Below are 15,332 nucleotides of genomic sequence, written 5' to 3'. Positions count from 1 at the left end.
GACGCGGGATCCCGTCCGCCGCACCGGCCCGGGAACCGCCCAGCGCAGCGAGGGGACGCGACCGTGGACACCGGAGCCGGCCGCGAGCCGAGGCAGGAACGCAGCCGGGCCACCCGGGCCCGGCTGCTCGACGCCGCCGTGGCCTGCCTGGCCGAGCGGGGCGCGGCCGGGGCCACCGTGGGCGCGGTCGCCGAACGCGCGGGCGTGTCCAGGGGGGCAGCCCAGCACCACTTCCCCACCCGGGAGGACCTGTTCCTCGCGGCCCTGCGGTACATGCTCGACAACCGCGGGGAGGAGCTCAGGCGCGGCGCCGCCGCCGTGCCCGAGGGGCCGGGGCGCACCGAGGCAGTCGTGCAGATGGTCGTGGACGCGTTCAGCGGAGTGGACTTCCAGGCCGCCCTCCAGCTGTGGGCCGCGGCCGCCAGCGACCCCGTCCTGCGCGAGCGCATCCTCCCCATGGAGGAGCAGATGGGCCGCGAGGTCCACCGGGCCGCCGTGGACCTGCTGGGCGCCGACGAGTCGGCGCCCGGGGTCCGTGAGACGGTCCAGGCCACCCTCGACCTGGCCCGCGGACTCGGGCTCGCCAACCTCCTCGCCGACGACGGCCCGCGCCGCCGCCGGATCGTGCGCCGGTGGGCGCGCGTGCTCGACGCGGAGCTGCGCGGCGCGCCGGACTGAATCCGCTTCCGGCCCGGCACGGAGGGAGATTATGATCGAACCCCGTCGGGCACGGCCCCGACAGGACGAGAGAGCCCCGGCCGGCCGCCCCCGGCAGCCGGGCCCCCGACAGGACAAGGCGGTGTGACTGGTGAGCGCGGATCCGGGCAGAGACCTCCCCGGCCTGGCCAGGCGGGCCGCGGACGCGTTCGCGGAGAGCGCCGCACGGCGCAGGGACCGCGATTCCCTGGTGGACACCGCCTTCGCGGCGCTCTTCGACCTGTACCGCGCGACGTCGCGGTCCGAGCGGCAGTCCCCGGCGGGACGCCGCTTCAACGCCACCCTGGCCGGACTGCTGGTGAGCGGCAACAACCCCGACCGGCTCAGCCTGTACGTGGTGCGCAGCCAGACGGCGGCCGAGAACGGCCGCCACGAGGGGTACCGCCCGGCCTGCTGGCGCCGGTCCATGCTCCAGCTGCTCGGCGACGAGTTCGTGCCCTGGCAGGAGTTCCTCCGACCCGTGGACCTGGACGCCATCCCGCGCATCGACGAGGCCCTCGCCGGGGTGGCGGGGAGCGCGAGCCCGGTCAGCGAGGAGGAGGTGCCCGACTGGGTGCCCGAGACGCACTGGTGGTGGTGGGAGCCCGCGCGCCTGCGCGGCGAGGAGGCCCCGGACCGCGTGGACAGCGGCACGCTCGACGCCGTCAGGGACTGACCCCGCCGCCCGCCCCCTTCCGCCGCATCCCCCGGAGCAGCACGGCCGAGGCCTCCTTCCCCTGGTCCACCCTGGGGGCCGTGTCCTCCGGGCCCTGCCGGTGGCCCTGTTCACGGCCCTCTTCCAGTGGCCCGTCCGCTTCTTCCTGTTCGACGAGACCTGGAAACAGGCGGCCCGGGGGCGCTCAGGCGCCGGTACGCGAGGCGATGAGGTCCCGGTACCAGGCGAAGGAGTCCTTCGGCGTGCGGACCTGCGTCGCGTGGTCCACGTGCACGAGCCCGAAGCGCTGGTGGTAGCCCTCGGCCCACTCGAAGTTGTCCGTGAGCGTCCACGCGAAGTACCCGCGCACGTCGACGCCGCGCCCGCGCGCCGCCTCGACCGCACCCACGTGCCCCTCCAGGTAGGCGATCCGCTCGGGGTCCGCCACCCGCCCGTCGGGGGCGACGGCGTCGGCGTAGGAGGCCCCGTTCTCGGTGACGTAGAGGGGCGGCAGCGCGTCGCCGTAGCGCTCCACCAGCAGGTCGAGCGTGCGCCCGAGCCCCTCGGGCACCACCGGCCAGCCGAACGCCGTCGTCGGCGCCCCGGGGACCTCGCCGAAGTCGAACGGCAGGCCCGACCCCGGACCGGGCGCGGTCACCACGCTCGGGTTGTAGTAGTTGACGCCGATCCCGTCCACGCTGCCCAGGACCAGTTCCATGTCCCCGTCGCGCACCCCGGGGACCTCCTTCGCCCCGAACGCCGACAGGTCCGGGTGGGCGCCGGTCAGCACCGGGTCGGTGAACAGCCGGTTGTGCAGGGCGTCGTAGGCGTCGGCGGCGTCGGCGTCGGTCGCGGACCCGGTGGCGGGCGCGACGGGGGAGTAGTTGTTGGTGAGCAGGGCCTCCAGCCCGCGCGAGCGCAGCTCCCGGGCGGCGAGCCCGTGCGCGAGCAGCAGGTGGTGGGCCACGCCCAGGACGTCGGACACGTCCAGGGTCAGGCCGGGGGCGTGCACGCCGAACGCGTGCCCGTAGGCCATGTGCACCACGGGTTCGTTGAGGGTGATCCACCGCCCCACGCGGTCGCCGAGGCGGTCGGCGGCGACCGCCGCGTACTCGGCGAAGGCGTACGCGGTGTCGCGCGACCCCCACCCTCCCCCGTCCTCCAGCGCCTGCGGCAGGTCCCAGTGGAACAGGGTCGGCACCGGTGTGATGCCCCGGGCCAGCAGGGCGTCCACGAGCCGGTCGTAGAAGTCCAGCCCGGTCCGGTTCACGGCTCCGCGCCCCTGCGGCGCCACCCGGGGCCAGGCGATCGAGAACCGGTAGGCGTTCACGCCCAGCCGGTCCAGCAGGTCCACGTCCTCCTCCCAGCGGCGGTAGTGGTCGCAGGCCGCGGCGGGGCTGTGGCCGTCGCGGATCGCGCCGGGCCTCTGGGCGAAGGTGTCCCAGACGGACGCGGCGCGCCCGTCCTCGGCCAGGGCACCCTCGATCTGGAAGGCGGAGGAGGCCACCCCCCACAGGAACGGTGACGACATGGACGGACCTGCCTTTCGTGCGTACGCGGTTGCGACGGGGTTCACGGGGTTCACGGGGATCGAGGGGGAGGTCAGGCGACCCCCCTGATCCGCCAGACCAGTACGGCGCCCAACAGCGTGAGCAGACCGCACACGGTGTACAGGACCGGGTATCCGCCCAGGTGGACGACGATCGGCCCGGCGACGGCGGGGGCGAGCACCTGCGGACCGGCACTGGCGATGTTGACGATCCCCAGGTCCTTGGCCCGGCCCCCTGCCGTCGGCAGGACCTCGGTGACCAGCGCGTTGTCCACGGACAGGTAGATGCCGAAGCCCACGCCCAGCACCACCGCGCACGCCAGGCTCATCGGCCAGGTCGGGTACGCGGCGAGCAGGAACGCGGGGACCGCCGATACGACGCCGGACAGGCACACCGGTCCCCGGCGACGGCCGATCCGGTCCGAGACCAGCCCGGCGAGCACGGTCGTGGACACGACCGCCGCCGTGTAGACGAGGATCAGCACCAGCAGGCCGTCCGCCGCCGACGAGCCGGGGAACAACTCTTCGTAGCCCACGCCGTCGCGCAGGAAGTACAGCAGGTAGAGGGTGAACATGGCGTTGCCCGTCTGCATGAGGAAACGGGTCAGCCACGCCCAGCCGAAGTCGGGGTACCGGCGAGGGGACACCCGGAAGCCGCGCCAGAACTCGTGCCAGGGCGGACGCGCCTCCCGGGGCAGTGGCGGATCGGGGGCCAGCAGCGCGAACGGCAGCGCGCACACGAGGGTCAGCGCGCCGATCAGGGCGTAGCCGGGGGCGGGCCCGGTGACCACCACGGTCACCAGGAGCACCGCCACCACCACACCCGCCGACTGGGGGATGCCGATCCATCCGGACACCGCGCCGCGCTGGCGGACCGGTACGCGGTCCGGGACGGCCGCGAGCAGGGTCGCGTTCAGGCAGGACAGCGCGGCCTGGACGAACGACCAGCCCAGCAGGACGCCCAGCACGCCGTCCTGCCGCCCCAGGACCACCAGGCCCAGGGCGCCGAGGGCGGCCCCGGCCAGGATCCAGGGGCGGCGGCGTCCGAACCTGCCGGTGGTGCGGTCCGACAGCGCCCCGACAAGAGGGGTGCCGAGCGTCGAGCAGGCGGCGCCGATCCCGGTCACCCAGGCCAGCGTGGTCTCCTTGCTGTCGGGGGCGATCATCCCGACCTGCTCGGGAAGCAGGACCTGGAGCGGGCCGAAGAAGGCCATCCACATGCCCAGGTTGGCCAGGCTGATCCCGGCCACCCACAGGCGGCGGACGGGCCGGACGGGTTCGGCCAGTGCGGCCGGGACCGGCTGACGGGACGCGGGGGAGGGCTGCGCGGGGGGAGTGCGCACGTGTGACCTACCTAACGTGAATTCGTCTCATGTTAGGCAGGGATCGCTGGGGGCGGAAGGCCCAGGGCCGCGCACATCGGCGCGGTCCGGCGTCGTCGCCATGTAGTCAAGTTTGACCAGTGGCGCGGGAGGGGGCTAGCCTCGATCAGTAGTCAAACTTGATTAATGGAGGGGGTTCCATGGTCGTGCGAGACCCGGTGGCGACACCCGGGGAGCCGGAGGGGCGGATGCGGCCCGACGAGACGACGGTGCCCGTGCTGCCCTGTGTCTCGGCGGAGGAGACCCTGGCGTTCTACCGGGCCCTCGGCTTCGAGGTCACCCACGAGCAGACGAGGCCGTACCTGTACCTGGCGTTCCGGTGGAGCGGGTTCGACCTGCACTTCGGCAGGGCGCCGGAGGGGTTGGACCCGGCCCTGGAGAACAGCGGCGGCTGCCTGGTGATGGTCGACGAGGTCGCGCCCTACCACGCCGAGCTCACGCGGGCGATGCGCGCCGCCTACGGGAAGGTCCTCGCCAGGGGACTGCCCCGCATCACCCGCCACCGGCCCGGGGCGAGCCGCTTCACCTTGATGGACCCCTCGGGGAACTCGATCATCTTCATCCGGCGGGACGAGCCGGCGGAACCGGAGTACGGCGGGTCCGCCTCCCTGGAGGGGCTGGCCAGGGCGCTCGACCAGGTGCGGATCCTCCGGGAGTTCAAGAACGACGACCGAGCCGCCTACCGCAGGGCGAACTCGGCGCTGCGCCGCCACGGCGACGGGGCTCCCGCCGCGGACCGGGCGCTGGCGTACGCGACCCTGGTCGAGCTCTCCGTCGCGCTGGGCGACGAGGCGCAGGCGCGGGAGTGGCGGGCGATGCTCGCCGGGGTCGAGCTCACCGACGAGGAGCGCGAGCGGGTCGGGGCGGAGCTGGGCAACGCCGAGGCCCTCCGGGCCTGGCTGGGCGAGGACGGCGGCGCCGACCGGGTCTAGGACCTGCCGCGCGGCAGCGGGGCGGGGCGCCCGCGGGGTTCGGAGGCACGCGCGCGGAGGTCGGAGGCTCCCGTGCCCCGGGTGCGTGCGGACTTCGTCGCGCGTGACCGGGCACGCGCACAACCAACTAGTCAAATTTGATCAATAGGAGGGTCCGTGACGGAACACGTACCAGCGGTCCGAACCGAGGGCCTGCGCAGGACCTACGGAGACAAGAGGGCCCTCGACGGGCTCGACATGACCGTGCCGCGCGGCACGGTGCACGGGGTGCTCGGACCCAACGGGTCCGGGAAGACCACGCTCGTCCGCACCCTGGCCACCCTGTTGCGGGTGGAGCGGGGCCGCGCCGAGGTGGCGGGGATCGACGTCGGCGCCCGGCCCCGGGAGGTGCGGAAGCGCATCGGCCTCCTCGGACAGCACGCGGCGGTCGACGAGGAGCTGTCCGGCCGCCAGAACCTGGAGATGTTCGGCCGCCTCCACCGCCTGGGCCGGCCCCGCGCCGCGGCTCGGGCCGACGCCCTCCTGGAGCGGTTCGGGCTGGAGGAGACCGGACACAAGGCCGTCGGCGCCTACAGCGGCGGGATGCGGCGCCGCCTGGACCTGGCAGCCTCGCTCATCGTCGACCCGGAGGTCCTCTTCCTGGACGAGCCCACCACCGGCCTGGACCCGCGGGGACGCACCGAGGTGTGGAACGCGGTCCGTTCACTGGTCGGAGGCGGCACGACCGTGCTGCTCACCACCCAGTACCTGGAGGAGGCCGACCAGCTCGCCGACCGCATCTCCGTGCTCGACAGGGGCCGGGTGATCGCGGAGGGCACCGCCGACACGCTCAAGGCCATGGTGGGCGGGGACCGCGTCGACGTCGTCCTGCGCGACCGGGCCGGACTGCCCGGGGCCGCCGCCGTCCTGGCAGAGGTCGCCGTGGCCGGGACCGTCGAGGCGGACGAGGACGCGCGCAGGGTCAGTGCGCCGGTCGCCGACCGGATGGCCGCCCTCACCCACGTGGTCCGGGCGCTCCACGACCGCGGGATCGAGGCGGAGGACCTCACCGTCCGCCGCCCCACCCTGGACGAGGTGTTCATGCACCTCACCGGCGGTCCCGCCGACCGGGTCGACCGGGCGGGCGGAGCGCCGCACGCCGACCGGTCCGGCCACGACGGGAAGGTGTCCGCATGAGCTCCGCGACGTCGTCCGCCGTGCCCCCGGCCCCCTCCCGGGCGCCGGGCCCCGCCTCCGCGTTCGGCTGGTGGCTGGCCGACTCCTGGACCATGACCCGGCGCGAGCTCGCCCGCTGGGCGCGCCGGCCGGTCGGGGTCGCGATCGGACTGGCCTTCCCGGTGATGATGCTGGTCATGTTCGCGCTCTTCCTCGGCGGCAGCATGACGGTCGCGGGGGGAGGCGACTACGGCGAGTTCCTCGTCCCGGGCATGTTCGTGCTCACCATGGCCTTCGGGCTGGAGGGCACGATGACCGCGATCACCCAGGACCTCCAGAAGGGGGTGGTCGACCGCTTCCGGTCCATGCCGATGGCGCCGACCGCGCTCCTGGTGGGCCGCAGCGTCGCGGACATGCTGGAGTCCGTGGTCGGACTGGCCGTCATGGTCGGCGCCGGACTCCTGATCGGCTGGCGCTGGCACGGCTCGCTCGCCGCCGCCCTGGGCGGGGTGGGGCTGCTGCTCCTGCTGCGCTTCGCGATGCTGTGGTGCGGGATCTGGCTCGGGATGATCGTCGGCAGGCCGGGGCTGGTGATGGCCGTGCAGATCCTGGTCTGGCCGGTGGCGTTCACCTCCAGCGCCTTCGCCTCGCCGGAGTCGATGCCCGGGTGGCTCGGCGCGCTCGCGGAGTGGAACCCCATGTCGGCCACCGCCACCGCCGTGCGCGAACTGTTCGGCAACCCCGGCGCCGCAGGGACGTCCTGGCCCGCGGAGAACGCCCTGCTCCTGGCGGTGCTGTGGCCCGCAGCGCTGCTCGCGGTCGCGTTCCCGCTCGCCGCGGCCCGCTTCCGCGGACTGGGCGGCTGAGGACCCCGGTCCCGGCTCCCGCCCTCCGGTCCGCACGGTGTGCGGGCCGGAGGGCGGGCGTGCGCAACGACCGGCGGGCGGGTTCCGCCCTACGGGGCCCCGGGACGGTGCTCCTCGCCGCCCAGGTGGGCGGGGTCGTCGGCGAGGACCCCCGCGTAGGGCTCGCCGCTCTCGCCGGCGAAGACGTACGCACCCCTCTCGATCCGCCCGATCAACCCGCGCGTCCACGCGGCGTCCGACTCCGCGGAGTGCGCCCACAGGCCCATGACCTCGCCGATGTGCCCCATCTGCTCGGGCCCCTCCTCCGGCGGGTAGTACTCGGTCACGCTCCCGCGCCACCCCTCCAGGCCCCGCACCCGCTCCCGCAGGAGGTCCAGGGCCTCCTGCCGGGGCAGGTCCACGACGAAGCCGAGACCGGCCGACAGGACGTCCTGCCTCGCCCGGTGGGACGACACCGCCGCGCGCAGCAGGGCGAAGTACTCCTCGTCGCCCCGCTCCGTGACCTCGTACTCGGTCCGGGGCGGACCGCCCGCGGTGGAGGGGGCCGTCTCGTGGGCGATCAGCAGCCCCTGCCCCGCCATCTGCTTGAGGGCGTGGTAGATCGACCCGGGCTTGGCGGTGGACCACTCGTGCGCGCCCCAGAACTCCAGGTCGTTGCGCACCTGGTAGCCGTGCGCCCGCCCGTGGAGCCGGACCGCCCCGAGGACCAGCAACCGGATGGCCGACATCCACACCCCTCATCTCACCAGCGCGTTCTGCGCCATTCAACTCTGACCGGCATATCCTCCGCGCGCCGTCGCCCCGCGGATCCCACCGACCCCCGCCCCCGCGCCTCCCCGTGCCCGGACGGGGCCCGGCACGGGGGAGGGGCGGCAGCGGGACGGCGGATCAGCCGCGCCGGGGCTGCGGGTCGCCCTGGCGGGCGTGCTCGGAGCCCAGCGCGATCGGAGCGGCCAGCCACTCGTCGCGCAACCCGAACCCGTCGGCGAGCCGGACCGCGTACGGCCGCAGGCCCCGGCACAGGTCGTTCACCGCCTGGGTGACCGCCTTGGCCCGCGCGGTGGAGAGGCGCTCGTGCTCCAGGAACCAGGCGCGGTCCTCCTCCACGACCGACAGCACGTACAGGTCGCACAGCCGGTTGAGGAGCTTGGCGGTCGCCTTGTCGCCGCAGCGGTCGATCCCCGCCACGAACGCCTCCAGGACCACCCGGTCCATGTGCGCGCGGCCCGCGGCGAGCACGTGGTCCTGTGCCCGGTTGAACACCTCGAAGGCGTCGCTGCCGTCCTTGCGCGCCCGGCGCAGGCGCCCGGCCAGGCCCTCGACGACGTGCTTCTCCCGGTCCTCCAGGAGCTCCAGCTGCCAGCCCCGGTTGTAGAGGCTGGCCTCCTCGCCGCGCCCCGGCGCGGCGTCGATCAGGCGGTCGATCAGCGGGAGCGCGGCGGTGCGCTCGATGACCGTCTCGAACACCTTGCCCGCCATGAACCGGGCCAGGCCCAGCTGGTCCAGGTCGCCGAACGAGTCCTGGAAGTTGGTCAGCAGGCCCTTGGTGAGCTGCTGCAGCAGGACGGTGTTGTCGCCCTCGAACGTGGTGAAGATGTCGGAGTCGGCCTTGAGCTGCGGGATGCGGTTCTCGGAGAGGTACCCGGCGCCCCCGCACGCCTCCCGGCACGTCTGGATGGTCGCCGTGGCGTGCCAGGTGGCCACCGCCTTGAGCCCCGCCGCCCGCGACTCCAGCTCGCGCTGGGCGTGGTCGTCGCCCTCCGCCGACCGCGACAGCTCGTGCAGCCGGGTGACCAGCTCCTCCTGCGCGAAGTGCAGGGCGTAGGTGCGGGCCAGCGCCGGCAGCAGTTTGCGCTGCTGCGCCAGGTAGTCGAGGACGCGCACCTCCTGCTCCGGCTCGCCGTCCACGCCCGGGCGGGTGAACTGGCGGCGGGTGTCGGAGTAGCGCAGGGCGATGGCCAGCGCGGCCTTGGCCGCGCTGCCCGCGCCGCCGGCCACGCTGATCCGGCCCCGGATGAGCGTGCCGAGCATGGTGAAGAAGCGCCGGTTCTTGCTCTCGATGGGGCTGGAGTAGGTGCCGTCGGGGGCCACGTCCCCGTACCGGTTGAGCAGGTTGGTGCGCGGCACCCTCACCCGGTCGAACCACAGGCGGCCGTTGTCCACGCCGTTGAGCCCGGCCTTGGGCCCGCAGTCCTCGATGCGCACCCCCGGCGCGGGCCGTCCCTCGCCGTCCCGGATCGGGACCATCAGGGCGTGCACGCCCTGTTCCTCGCCGTCGACCTCCAACTGGGCGAACACCACCGCCATGCGGCCGTCGCGGGCCGCGTTGCCGATGTAGTCCTTGCGCGCCGACTCGTCCGGGGTGTGGACGACGAACTCCTCGGCGGCCGGGTCGTAGACCGCCCGGGTGCGCAGGTGCTGGACGTCCGACCCGTGGCCGGTCTCGGTCATGGCGAAGCACCCCGGAAGCTCCACCGACATCACGCCGGGCAGGTACTCGGCGTGGTGGCGGTCGGTGCCCAGGGCGCGGATCGCACCGCCGAAGAGCCCCCACTGCACGCCCATCTTCACCATCAGGGACAGGTCGGCGACCAGCATCTCGAAGCCGACGACGGAGGCGCCGACGTCGTCGCTGCCGCCCACGGACTCGGGAAAGCCGTACGCGGGAAGGTCCGTCTTGGCCAGGGCCTTGAGCTGGGCGAGCGTGCGGGCCCGGTGGTCCTCCACGGACAGGCCGTGGACGGGGGCGAACAGATCCCCGCGGACGGTGTCGCGGACGTGTTCGCGGACGCGGGCCCAGCGGCCGTCCAGAAGGCCGCGGAGTTCGGCCTCGTCCAGTCTCAGCGCCTGTTCTGTCATGGTCTCCCCCTGGTGGTCCTCGTTGACGCGGCCCGCGCGCCCGCCGCCGCCGCGGTCCGGGGGCGGCACGGCAGCGCGCGGGTCACGGGCCTGTGTCCAAGGTACGGGGACCGGCCGGGGTCAGACGGCCAGGGAGGCGGGTTCGGGCACGGGTCCCGCGACGGGCACGGCGGAGTGCACCCGGCGCAGGAGGTCGTCGAGGGAGAGGCCGAGGGCGGCGGCGATGGAGCCGACGGTGAAGAACGCCGGGGTGGGGATGCGCCCGCCCTCGATCTTGCGCAGCGTCTCGACCGAGATCCCGGCCTGGCGTGCGACGTCCACCATCGTGCGCTCGGCGCGGGCCTGCCGGAGCAGCCCGCCGAGGAGGCGGCCGCGCTCGATCTGGTCTGCGGTCAGCGGTTCACGAACCATGCGACGAGTCTAACGCCCCCGCGCCAGGGTTCTATAGCAATACCGGTATAGTTATTCGACGGTGTGGCCGGTGCGCGGCCGGCGCGCCCGCACACCGCCGTCACACCGCCGGGAGGACGCCGCGGCGGGGTGCGCCGCACCGGCTGCCCCGCGTGTCACGCCAGGCCGGGCACGTCCAGCTCCAGACTGCCGGCCCCGGTGTCGAGCACCGCGGGTACGCCGAGCGGGACGGTCAGCTGGGCCGCGCAGTGGCCGAACTCCAGACCCCACAGCACCGGGACCCCCAGGGGCTCCAGGCGCTCCCGCATCAGGTCGGCGATCACCCCCGGGTCCGGCGGGCAGTCGGTCCACGTGCCCAGCGCGACCCCGGCCACCCCGTCCATCCACCCGGTGCGCAGGAGGTGGGTGAGCATCCGGTCGAGCCGGGCCACGTCCTCGCCGACGTCCTCCAGGACCAGGATCCCCCCGGAGGCCGACAGGCGGCTGTGCGGTGTCGCCAGGCCGTCGTTGAGCAGGCTGAGGTTCCCGCCGAACGTCACGCCCCGGGCCCGCCCCGGCACCAGCGCGTGCGCGCCCGGCGAGGTCAGCACGGTGCGGCGCTCGGGGCGGAACAGGGTCGTGCGCAGCTCGTCCTGGGCCACCGCGTCGCCCACGAAGTACTTGGTGCCCACCACCGGCCCGTGCACCGTCGCCACGCCCAGCTCGACGGCGAACGCCTCGTGCAGCGCCGTGATGTCGCTGAACCCGACCAGCGCCTTGGGCGCGGCACGCCTCATGGCGTCGAAGTCCAGCAGGTCCAGCGTCCGGTGCGCCCCGTCGCCGCCGCGCACGCAGAGCACCGCGTCCACGTCCGGGTCGCACCAGGCCTCCTGGAGGTCGGCGGCCCGGGTCGCGTCCTCCCCGGCGAGGTAGGGGAGCTGCGGGTGCCGGTCGCGCACGTGCGGGGCGTGCCCCACCTCCAGGCCCCAGCCGCGCAGCACCTCCGTGGCCGCGTCCAGCTGCGCCGCGGGGACGGGGCTGCACGGTGCGACCAGGCGCACCCGGCCGCCCTCGCGCAGGCGCGGCGGCCGTACCAGCTCCCGCACCCCCCGGCGCTCCCCGGACGGCGCCCCCGAGACCCGGCCGCCCGGATCCGGACGCCCCTCCACCACGGTGCCGAACCCGTCCAGCTCCTCGCCCACCCCGGTCACTTCGCCCACGTCCCACCCTCCGTCGTCCGTGTTCCCACCGCACCGCGCACGGGCACGGCACGCACCCGCCCGTCCCGTCGTCCGGGCCGGGCGCCCGGCCGGCCCTCTCCGCCGGACCCGGTCCCCCCAGCATGTCCGGCGCGCGCGCTCCGCGTCGCGACGGCTCGCTCAGGCGCGCAGGAACGTGTCCAGCGCGCGCACCCCGAACCGCAGCCCGTCCACCGGGACGCGCTCGTCCACCCCGTGCAGCAGCTTGGTGTAGTCGAGCCCGGCGGGCTGCGCCAGGGGGGAGAAGCCGTAGCAGTCGATGCCCAGCCGGGAGAACACCTTGGCGTCCGTGCCGCCGGCCAGGCACACCGGCACCACGTGGGCGCCGGGGTCGTGGGCCAGCAGCGCGGAGCGCAGGGCCCCGAACACCGGCGAGTCCACGGGCGCGTCCACCGGGGGCGAACCGTGGGCGTACTCCCAGGACACGCGGTCGCCGGTGAGCTCGCTCATGGTGACCGCGAACTGGTCCTCGGCCCCCGGCAGGACCCTCCCGTCCACGGCGGCGGTGGCCTCCCCGGGCACCACGTTGACCTTGTACCCGGCCGAGAGCATGGTGGGGGCCGCGCTGTTGCGCGTGGTCGGGCCGATGAGCCCCCCGGCCACGCCCAACCGGGAGACCAGCGCGTCCAGGGCCTCGGCGGTGTCGGTGTCGCCGGGGGTCCTGTCCACCCCCAGCGCCGACGCGATCGCGTCGATCGACGCCCGGGTGACCGGTGTCAGGTGCAGCGGCCACTCGTGCCGGTCGATGCGGGCGATCGCCTCCGCCAGCGCGCCGACCGCGTTGTCGCGGGGCGGGCGGGAGCCGTGGCCCGCGGTCCCCTTGGCCCGCAGGGTCAGCCAGGCGCTGCCGCGCTCGGCCGCTCCCACGGGGTAGAGGCGGACGGGGCGCCCGTCCGCGTCGCGGGCGTGGACGGTCTCCCCGCCGCCCTCGCCGATCCCCGCGGAGCAGCCCTCGAACAGGCCGGGGTGCTCGCGCACCAGGTGGTCGGCGCCGTAGGCGGCGCTGTCCTCCTCGTCGGCGACGAACGCCAGCACGATGTCGCGGCGGGGCCGCAGCCCGTGCCGGGCCCAGTGGCGTACGACGGCGGTGACCATGGCGATCGTGTTCTTCATGTCCACCGCGCCGCGTCCCCAGAGGGCGGGCACGCCCGTGACCGGGCAGTCGGCGACCTCCCCGGAGAAGGGCGGGACGGTCCAGTCGGAGGCCTCGGCGGGCACGACGTCCAGGTGGCCGTGGACCAGCAGGGCGGGTGCGCCGGGGTCGGTGCCCGGGACGCGGGCGACCACGTTGGAGCGCCGGGGGGCGGCTTCCAGGAGGACCGGGTCCAGTCCCGCGTCCGCCAGGGCCTCGGCGGTGAACTCGGCGGAGGCGCGTTCGTCGCCGTCGCCGCCGCCGCGGTTGGTGGAGTCGCGGCGGATGAGCTCGCGGGCCAGGTGGAGGGCGTCGTCGCCGGCCGCGGCGAGAGCGTCGGTGCTGTCTGGGGAGGGTGTGACGGGGTGGCCCACGGGCGCGGCCTCGCTCTCGGTGCGGTGGTGCGGACAGGGGACGACCGCGTACCCGGCGGCGGTCCCCGCCACAGTTCTACCCGTAGTGGGCTTCCATCGCATTCGATATCAGCGTGGTCACCGCCTTGAAGCACCGGATCATCTCGTAGGCGTCGGGCGAGGTGTACCGGACACGCCGGACCCCGGTGCGGGTGACGCCCGGCACGATGGCGGCGGCCTGGGCGAGATGCGCGGAGTCCACCTCGACCTCGACGGCCCTGGGGGAGGGGGCGGCCGGCTCCACCCGCCCGGCCAGCAGCATGGCGCCGCGGGCCCCCGCCCTGATGTCCCGCGCGGTCCGCGCGGGCGGACGGCAGCGGGCGGCGTACCGGCTGACGTGGTCCTTGACCGCGACCGTGCGCGCGAACGGAGCGTAGGAGGCGGCGTCCTCGCAGGCGCGGTCGTCCCCCGTCACGAGGATGACGGGGGTGCCGTACTCGGCGACGACGGCGGCGTTGAGGCGGCCCTCGCCGGCCGGTTCGCCGTCCAGCCACACACCGGTCACCGCGTTGGGCAGGTAGGTGTGGGCGAGCACGCCCTCGTCGCCGGCGCCGCAGTGGTACCCGAGGAAGACCACGCCGTCGCAGTCCCCCGACTGCACGCCCTCGACCATCGAGAGCTCCTTGTGGCGCCCGGTGATCATGGTGGCCTCGCCGTTCAGCTCCTCCAGCAGGAGGTTGCGCATGGTGGAGTGCGCCTCGTTGACGAGCACCTCGGTCGCGCCGCCCTCGAACAGCCCCTCCACCGCGGCGTTCACGTCGCTGGTGAACATGGACCTGCAGCGCTGCCACTGCTCGGTGCCGGGTTCGACGTCGGCGGGCCAGGTGACGCCGGTGGCGCCCTCCATGTCGGCGGAGATGAGAATCTTCACCCGGACGACACTACGCCCCGGCCCGGCGGGAGATCCACAGGCGCGGGGTCACCCTTGCGACACGGGGCCGGGCCCCGCGGCGTCCGACGCACGGGGCACCGAGGCGCGGGCCGCGCGCCGGACGGGGCCGGCGCACCGGGGCACGCCGCGGGAGGACGAACGGGCCCCGGAGCGGCGCTCCGGGGCCCGTGGACGCCGCGCGCCTACGGCAGGGTGAGGATCTCCGTGCCGGTCTCGGTGACCACCAGGGTGTGCTCGAACTGGGCGGTCCACCTGCGGTCGGCGGTGACGGCGGTCCAGCCGTCGTCCCACATGTCGTACTCCACGCCGCCGAGCGTGATCATCGGCTCGATCGTGAAGGTCATCCCCGGCACCATCACGGTGTCCGCGCGCGGGTCGTCGTAGTGCGGGACCACCAGGCCCGAGTGGAACTCGGGTCCCACGCCGTGGCCGGTGAAGTCGCGGACCACGCCGTAGCCGAACCGCTTGGCGTACGACTCGATGACGCGGCCGATCACGTTGATCCGGCGGCCCGGCCGGCACGCCTTGACGGCGCGCATGGTCGCCTCCCTGGTCCGCTCGACCAGGAGCCGGTTCTCCTCCGACACGTTCCCCGCGAGGAAGGTGGCGTTGGTGTCGCCGTGCACGCCGTCCTTGTACGCGGTGATGTCGATGTTGACGATGTCCCCGTCGGCCACCTCGGTGTCGTCCGGGATGCCGTGGCAGATCACCTCGTTGAGGGACGAGCACAGCGACTTCGGGTAGCCCTTGTACCCGAGCGTGCTGGGATAGGCCCCGTGGTCCAGCAGGAACTCGTGGCCGACCCGGTCCAGCTCGTCCGTGGTCACCCCCGGCCGGACGTGCCTGCCGACCTCCTCCAGGGCCTGCGCCGCGATCCTGCCCGCCACCCGCATCCGCTCGATCGTCTCGGGCGTCTGCACGTCGCCCAGAACGCCCTCCACCGGGTACTTCTGACCGACGTACTCCGGGCGGACGATGGAGGGGGGAACCGAACGTTGGGGCGAGATGCGCCCAGGCACCAGCGGAGTAGTCATGGAGACTGATTGTAGTTCGTGGGCGTGCCCGCCCGGCGTCGGCGAGGCGCCGGCCGGTGGTGTGAGGAGCACCCCACTCCGGGTAGACCCGCGACGAGGACCGACCGACAGGAGGCGG

14 protein-coding genes are annotated in these 15,332 nt (G+C 74.4%); 5 read left to right on the top strand and 9 right to left on the bottom strand.

Annotated features, from left to right (window positions below; genetic code table 11):
* The first annotated feature begins 63 nt into the window (after positions 1-63).
* Positions 64-678, top strand: coding sequence for a TetR/AcrR family transcriptional regulator (locus ACFQBR_RS11270; RefSeq protein ID WP_344179810.1), 615 nt, complete (start codon positions 64-66; stop codon positions 676-678).
* A gap of 130 nt (positions 679-808) precedes the next feature.
* Positions 809-1,372 (top strand): hypothetical protein, encoded by a 564-nt coding sequence (locus ACFQBR_RS11265; protein ID WP_344179808.1) that lies wholly within the window; start codon positions 809-811, stop codon positions 1,370-1,372.
* Between the two features lie 184 nt (positions 1,373-1,556).
* Here ACFQBR_RS11265 and ACFQBR_RS11260 read toward each other — a convergent pair whose 3' ends face one another.
* Positions 1,557-2,882 carry a GH1 family beta-glucosidase gene (locus ACFQBR_RS11260; protein ID WP_344179805.1) on the bottom strand — a complete coding sequence of 442 codons (1,326 nt, stop codon included), beginning with the start codon at positions 2,880-2,882 and terminating at the stop codon, positions 1,557-1,559.
* Positions 2,883-2,953: 71 nt separating this feature from the next.
* Positions 2,954-4,243, bottom strand: a complete 1,290-nt coding sequence (locus ACFQBR_RS11255; protein ID WP_344179803.1) for an MFS transporter — start codon at positions 4,241-4,243, stop codon at positions 2,954-2,956.
* A 179-nt stretch (positions 4,244-4,422) separates the two neighbouring features.
* On the opposite strand from ACFQBR_RS11255, the gene ACFQBR_RS11250 reads away from it, so the two are divergent.
* The 3 genes from ACFQBR_RS11250 to ACFQBR_RS11240 all read left to right on the top strand — a co-directional run bounded on the left by ACFQBR_RS11250 (position 4,423) and on the right by ACFQBR_RS11240 (position 7,235).
* Positions 4,423-5,214 carry a VOC family protein gene (locus ACFQBR_RS11250; RefSeq protein ID WP_344179800.1) on the top strand — a complete coding sequence of 264 codons (792 nt, stop codon included), beginning with the start codon at positions 4,423-4,425 and terminating at the stop codon, positions 5,212-5,214.
* A gap of 156 nt (positions 5,215-5,370) precedes the next feature.
* Entirely contained in the window at positions 5,371-6,390 is a 1,020-nt protein-coding gene (locus ACFQBR_RS11245) for an ATP-binding cassette domain-containing protein (protein WP_344179797.1), read from the top strand.
* Positions 6,387-7,235 (top strand): ABC transporter permease, encoded by an 849-nt coding sequence (locus ACFQBR_RS11240; protein ID WP_344179795.1) that lies wholly within the window; start codon positions 6,387-6,389, stop codon positions 7,233-7,235. Before ACFQBR_RS11245 ends, ACFQBR_RS11240 begins: the two co-directional genes overlap by 4 nt.
* 89 nt (positions 7,236-7,324) lie before the next feature.
* Here ACFQBR_RS11240 and ACFQBR_RS11235 read toward each other — a convergent pair whose 3' ends face one another.
* The 7 genes from ACFQBR_RS11235 to map all read right to left on the bottom strand — a co-directional run bounded on the left by ACFQBR_RS11235 (position 7,325) and on the right by map (position 15,214).
* Positions 7,325-7,963 (bottom strand): PadR family transcriptional regulator, encoded by a 639-nt coding sequence (locus ACFQBR_RS11235; protein WP_344179793.1) that lies wholly within the window; start codon positions 7,961-7,963, stop codon positions 7,325-7,327.
* Positions 7,964-8,123: 160 nt separating this feature from the next.
* Entirely contained in the window at positions 8,124-10,094 is a 1,971-nt protein-coding gene (locus ACFQBR_RS11230; protein WP_267948825.1) for an acyl-CoA dehydrogenase family protein, read from the bottom strand.
* A gap of 120 nt (positions 10,095-10,214) precedes the next feature.
* Entirely contained in the window at positions 10,215-10,505 is a 291-nt protein-coding gene (locus ACFQBR_RS11225) for a helix-turn-helix domain-containing protein (RefSeq protein ID WP_267948826.1), read from the bottom strand.
* Between the two features lie 155 nt (positions 10,506-10,660).
* A complete protein-coding gene (locus ACFQBR_RS11220; protein WP_344179872.1) occupies positions 10,661-11,590 on the bottom strand; it encodes a S66 peptidase family protein in 930 nt (309 codons plus the stop codon).
* Between the two features lie 273 nt (positions 11,591-11,863).
* Complete coding sequence (locus ACFQBR_RS11215) at positions 11,864-13,249, bottom strand: M20/M25/M40 family metallo-hydrolase (RefSeq protein ID WP_344179870.1); 1,386 nt, start codon at positions 13,247-13,249, stop codon at positions 11,864-11,866.
* A 76-nt stretch (positions 13,250-13,325) separates the two neighbouring features.
* Entirely contained in the window at positions 13,326-14,159 is an 834-nt protein-coding gene (locus ACFQBR_RS11210) for a M55 family metallopeptidase (RefSeq protein ID WP_344179790.1), read from the bottom strand.
* A gap of 203 nt (positions 14,160-14,362) precedes the next feature.
* On the bottom strand, positions 14,363-15,214 hold the full coding sequence (map, locus tag ACFQBR_RS11205) for a type I methionyl aminopeptidase (protein WP_344179787.1): 852 nt from the start codon (positions 15,212-15,214) through the stop codon (positions 14,363-14,365).
* Positions 15,215-15,332: the final 118 nt, after the last annotated feature.

Origin of the sequence: Nocardiopsis tropica, from assembly GCF_042660575.1 — a bacterium.
In the GTDB taxonomy this organism is placed as follows: domain Bacteria; phylum Actinomycetota; class Actinomycetes; order Streptosporangiales; family Streptosporangiaceae; genus Nocardiopsis; species Nocardiopsis tropica.
This window is presented reverse-complemented; position numbering and strand designations above follow the sequence as displayed.

Bases quoted from the DNA above. Each gene is read 5' to 3' on its own strand.
- ACFQBR_RS11260 (WP_344179805.1), bottom strand. From the start codon at position 2,882: ATGTCGTCACCGTTCCTGTGGGGGGTGGCCTCCTCCGCCTTCCAGATC.
- ACFQBR_RS11250 (WP_344179800.1), top strand. From the start codon at position 4,423: ATGGTCGTGCGAGACCCGGTGGCGACACCCGGGGAGCCGGAGGGGCGG.
- ACFQBR_RS11240 (WP_344179795.1), top strand. From the start codon at position 6,387: ATGAGCTCCGCGACGTCGTCCGCCGTGCCCCCGGCCCCCTCCCGGGCG.
- ACFQBR_RS11235 (WP_344179793.1), bottom strand. From the start codon at position 7,963: ATGTCGGCCATCCGGTTGCTGGTCCTCGGGGCGGTCCGGCTCCACGGG.
- ACFQBR_RS11230 (WP_267948825.1), bottom strand. From the start codon at position 10,094: ATGACAGAACAGGCGCTGAGACTGGACGAGGCCGAACTCCGCGGCCTT.
- ACFQBR_RS11225 (WP_267948826.1), bottom strand. From the start codon at position 10,505: ATGGTTCGTGAACCGCTGACCGCAGACCAGATCGAGCGCGGCCGCCTC.
- map (WP_344179787.1), bottom strand. From the start codon at position 15,214: ATGACTACTCCGCTGGTGCCTGGGCGCATCTCGCCCCAACGTTCGGTT.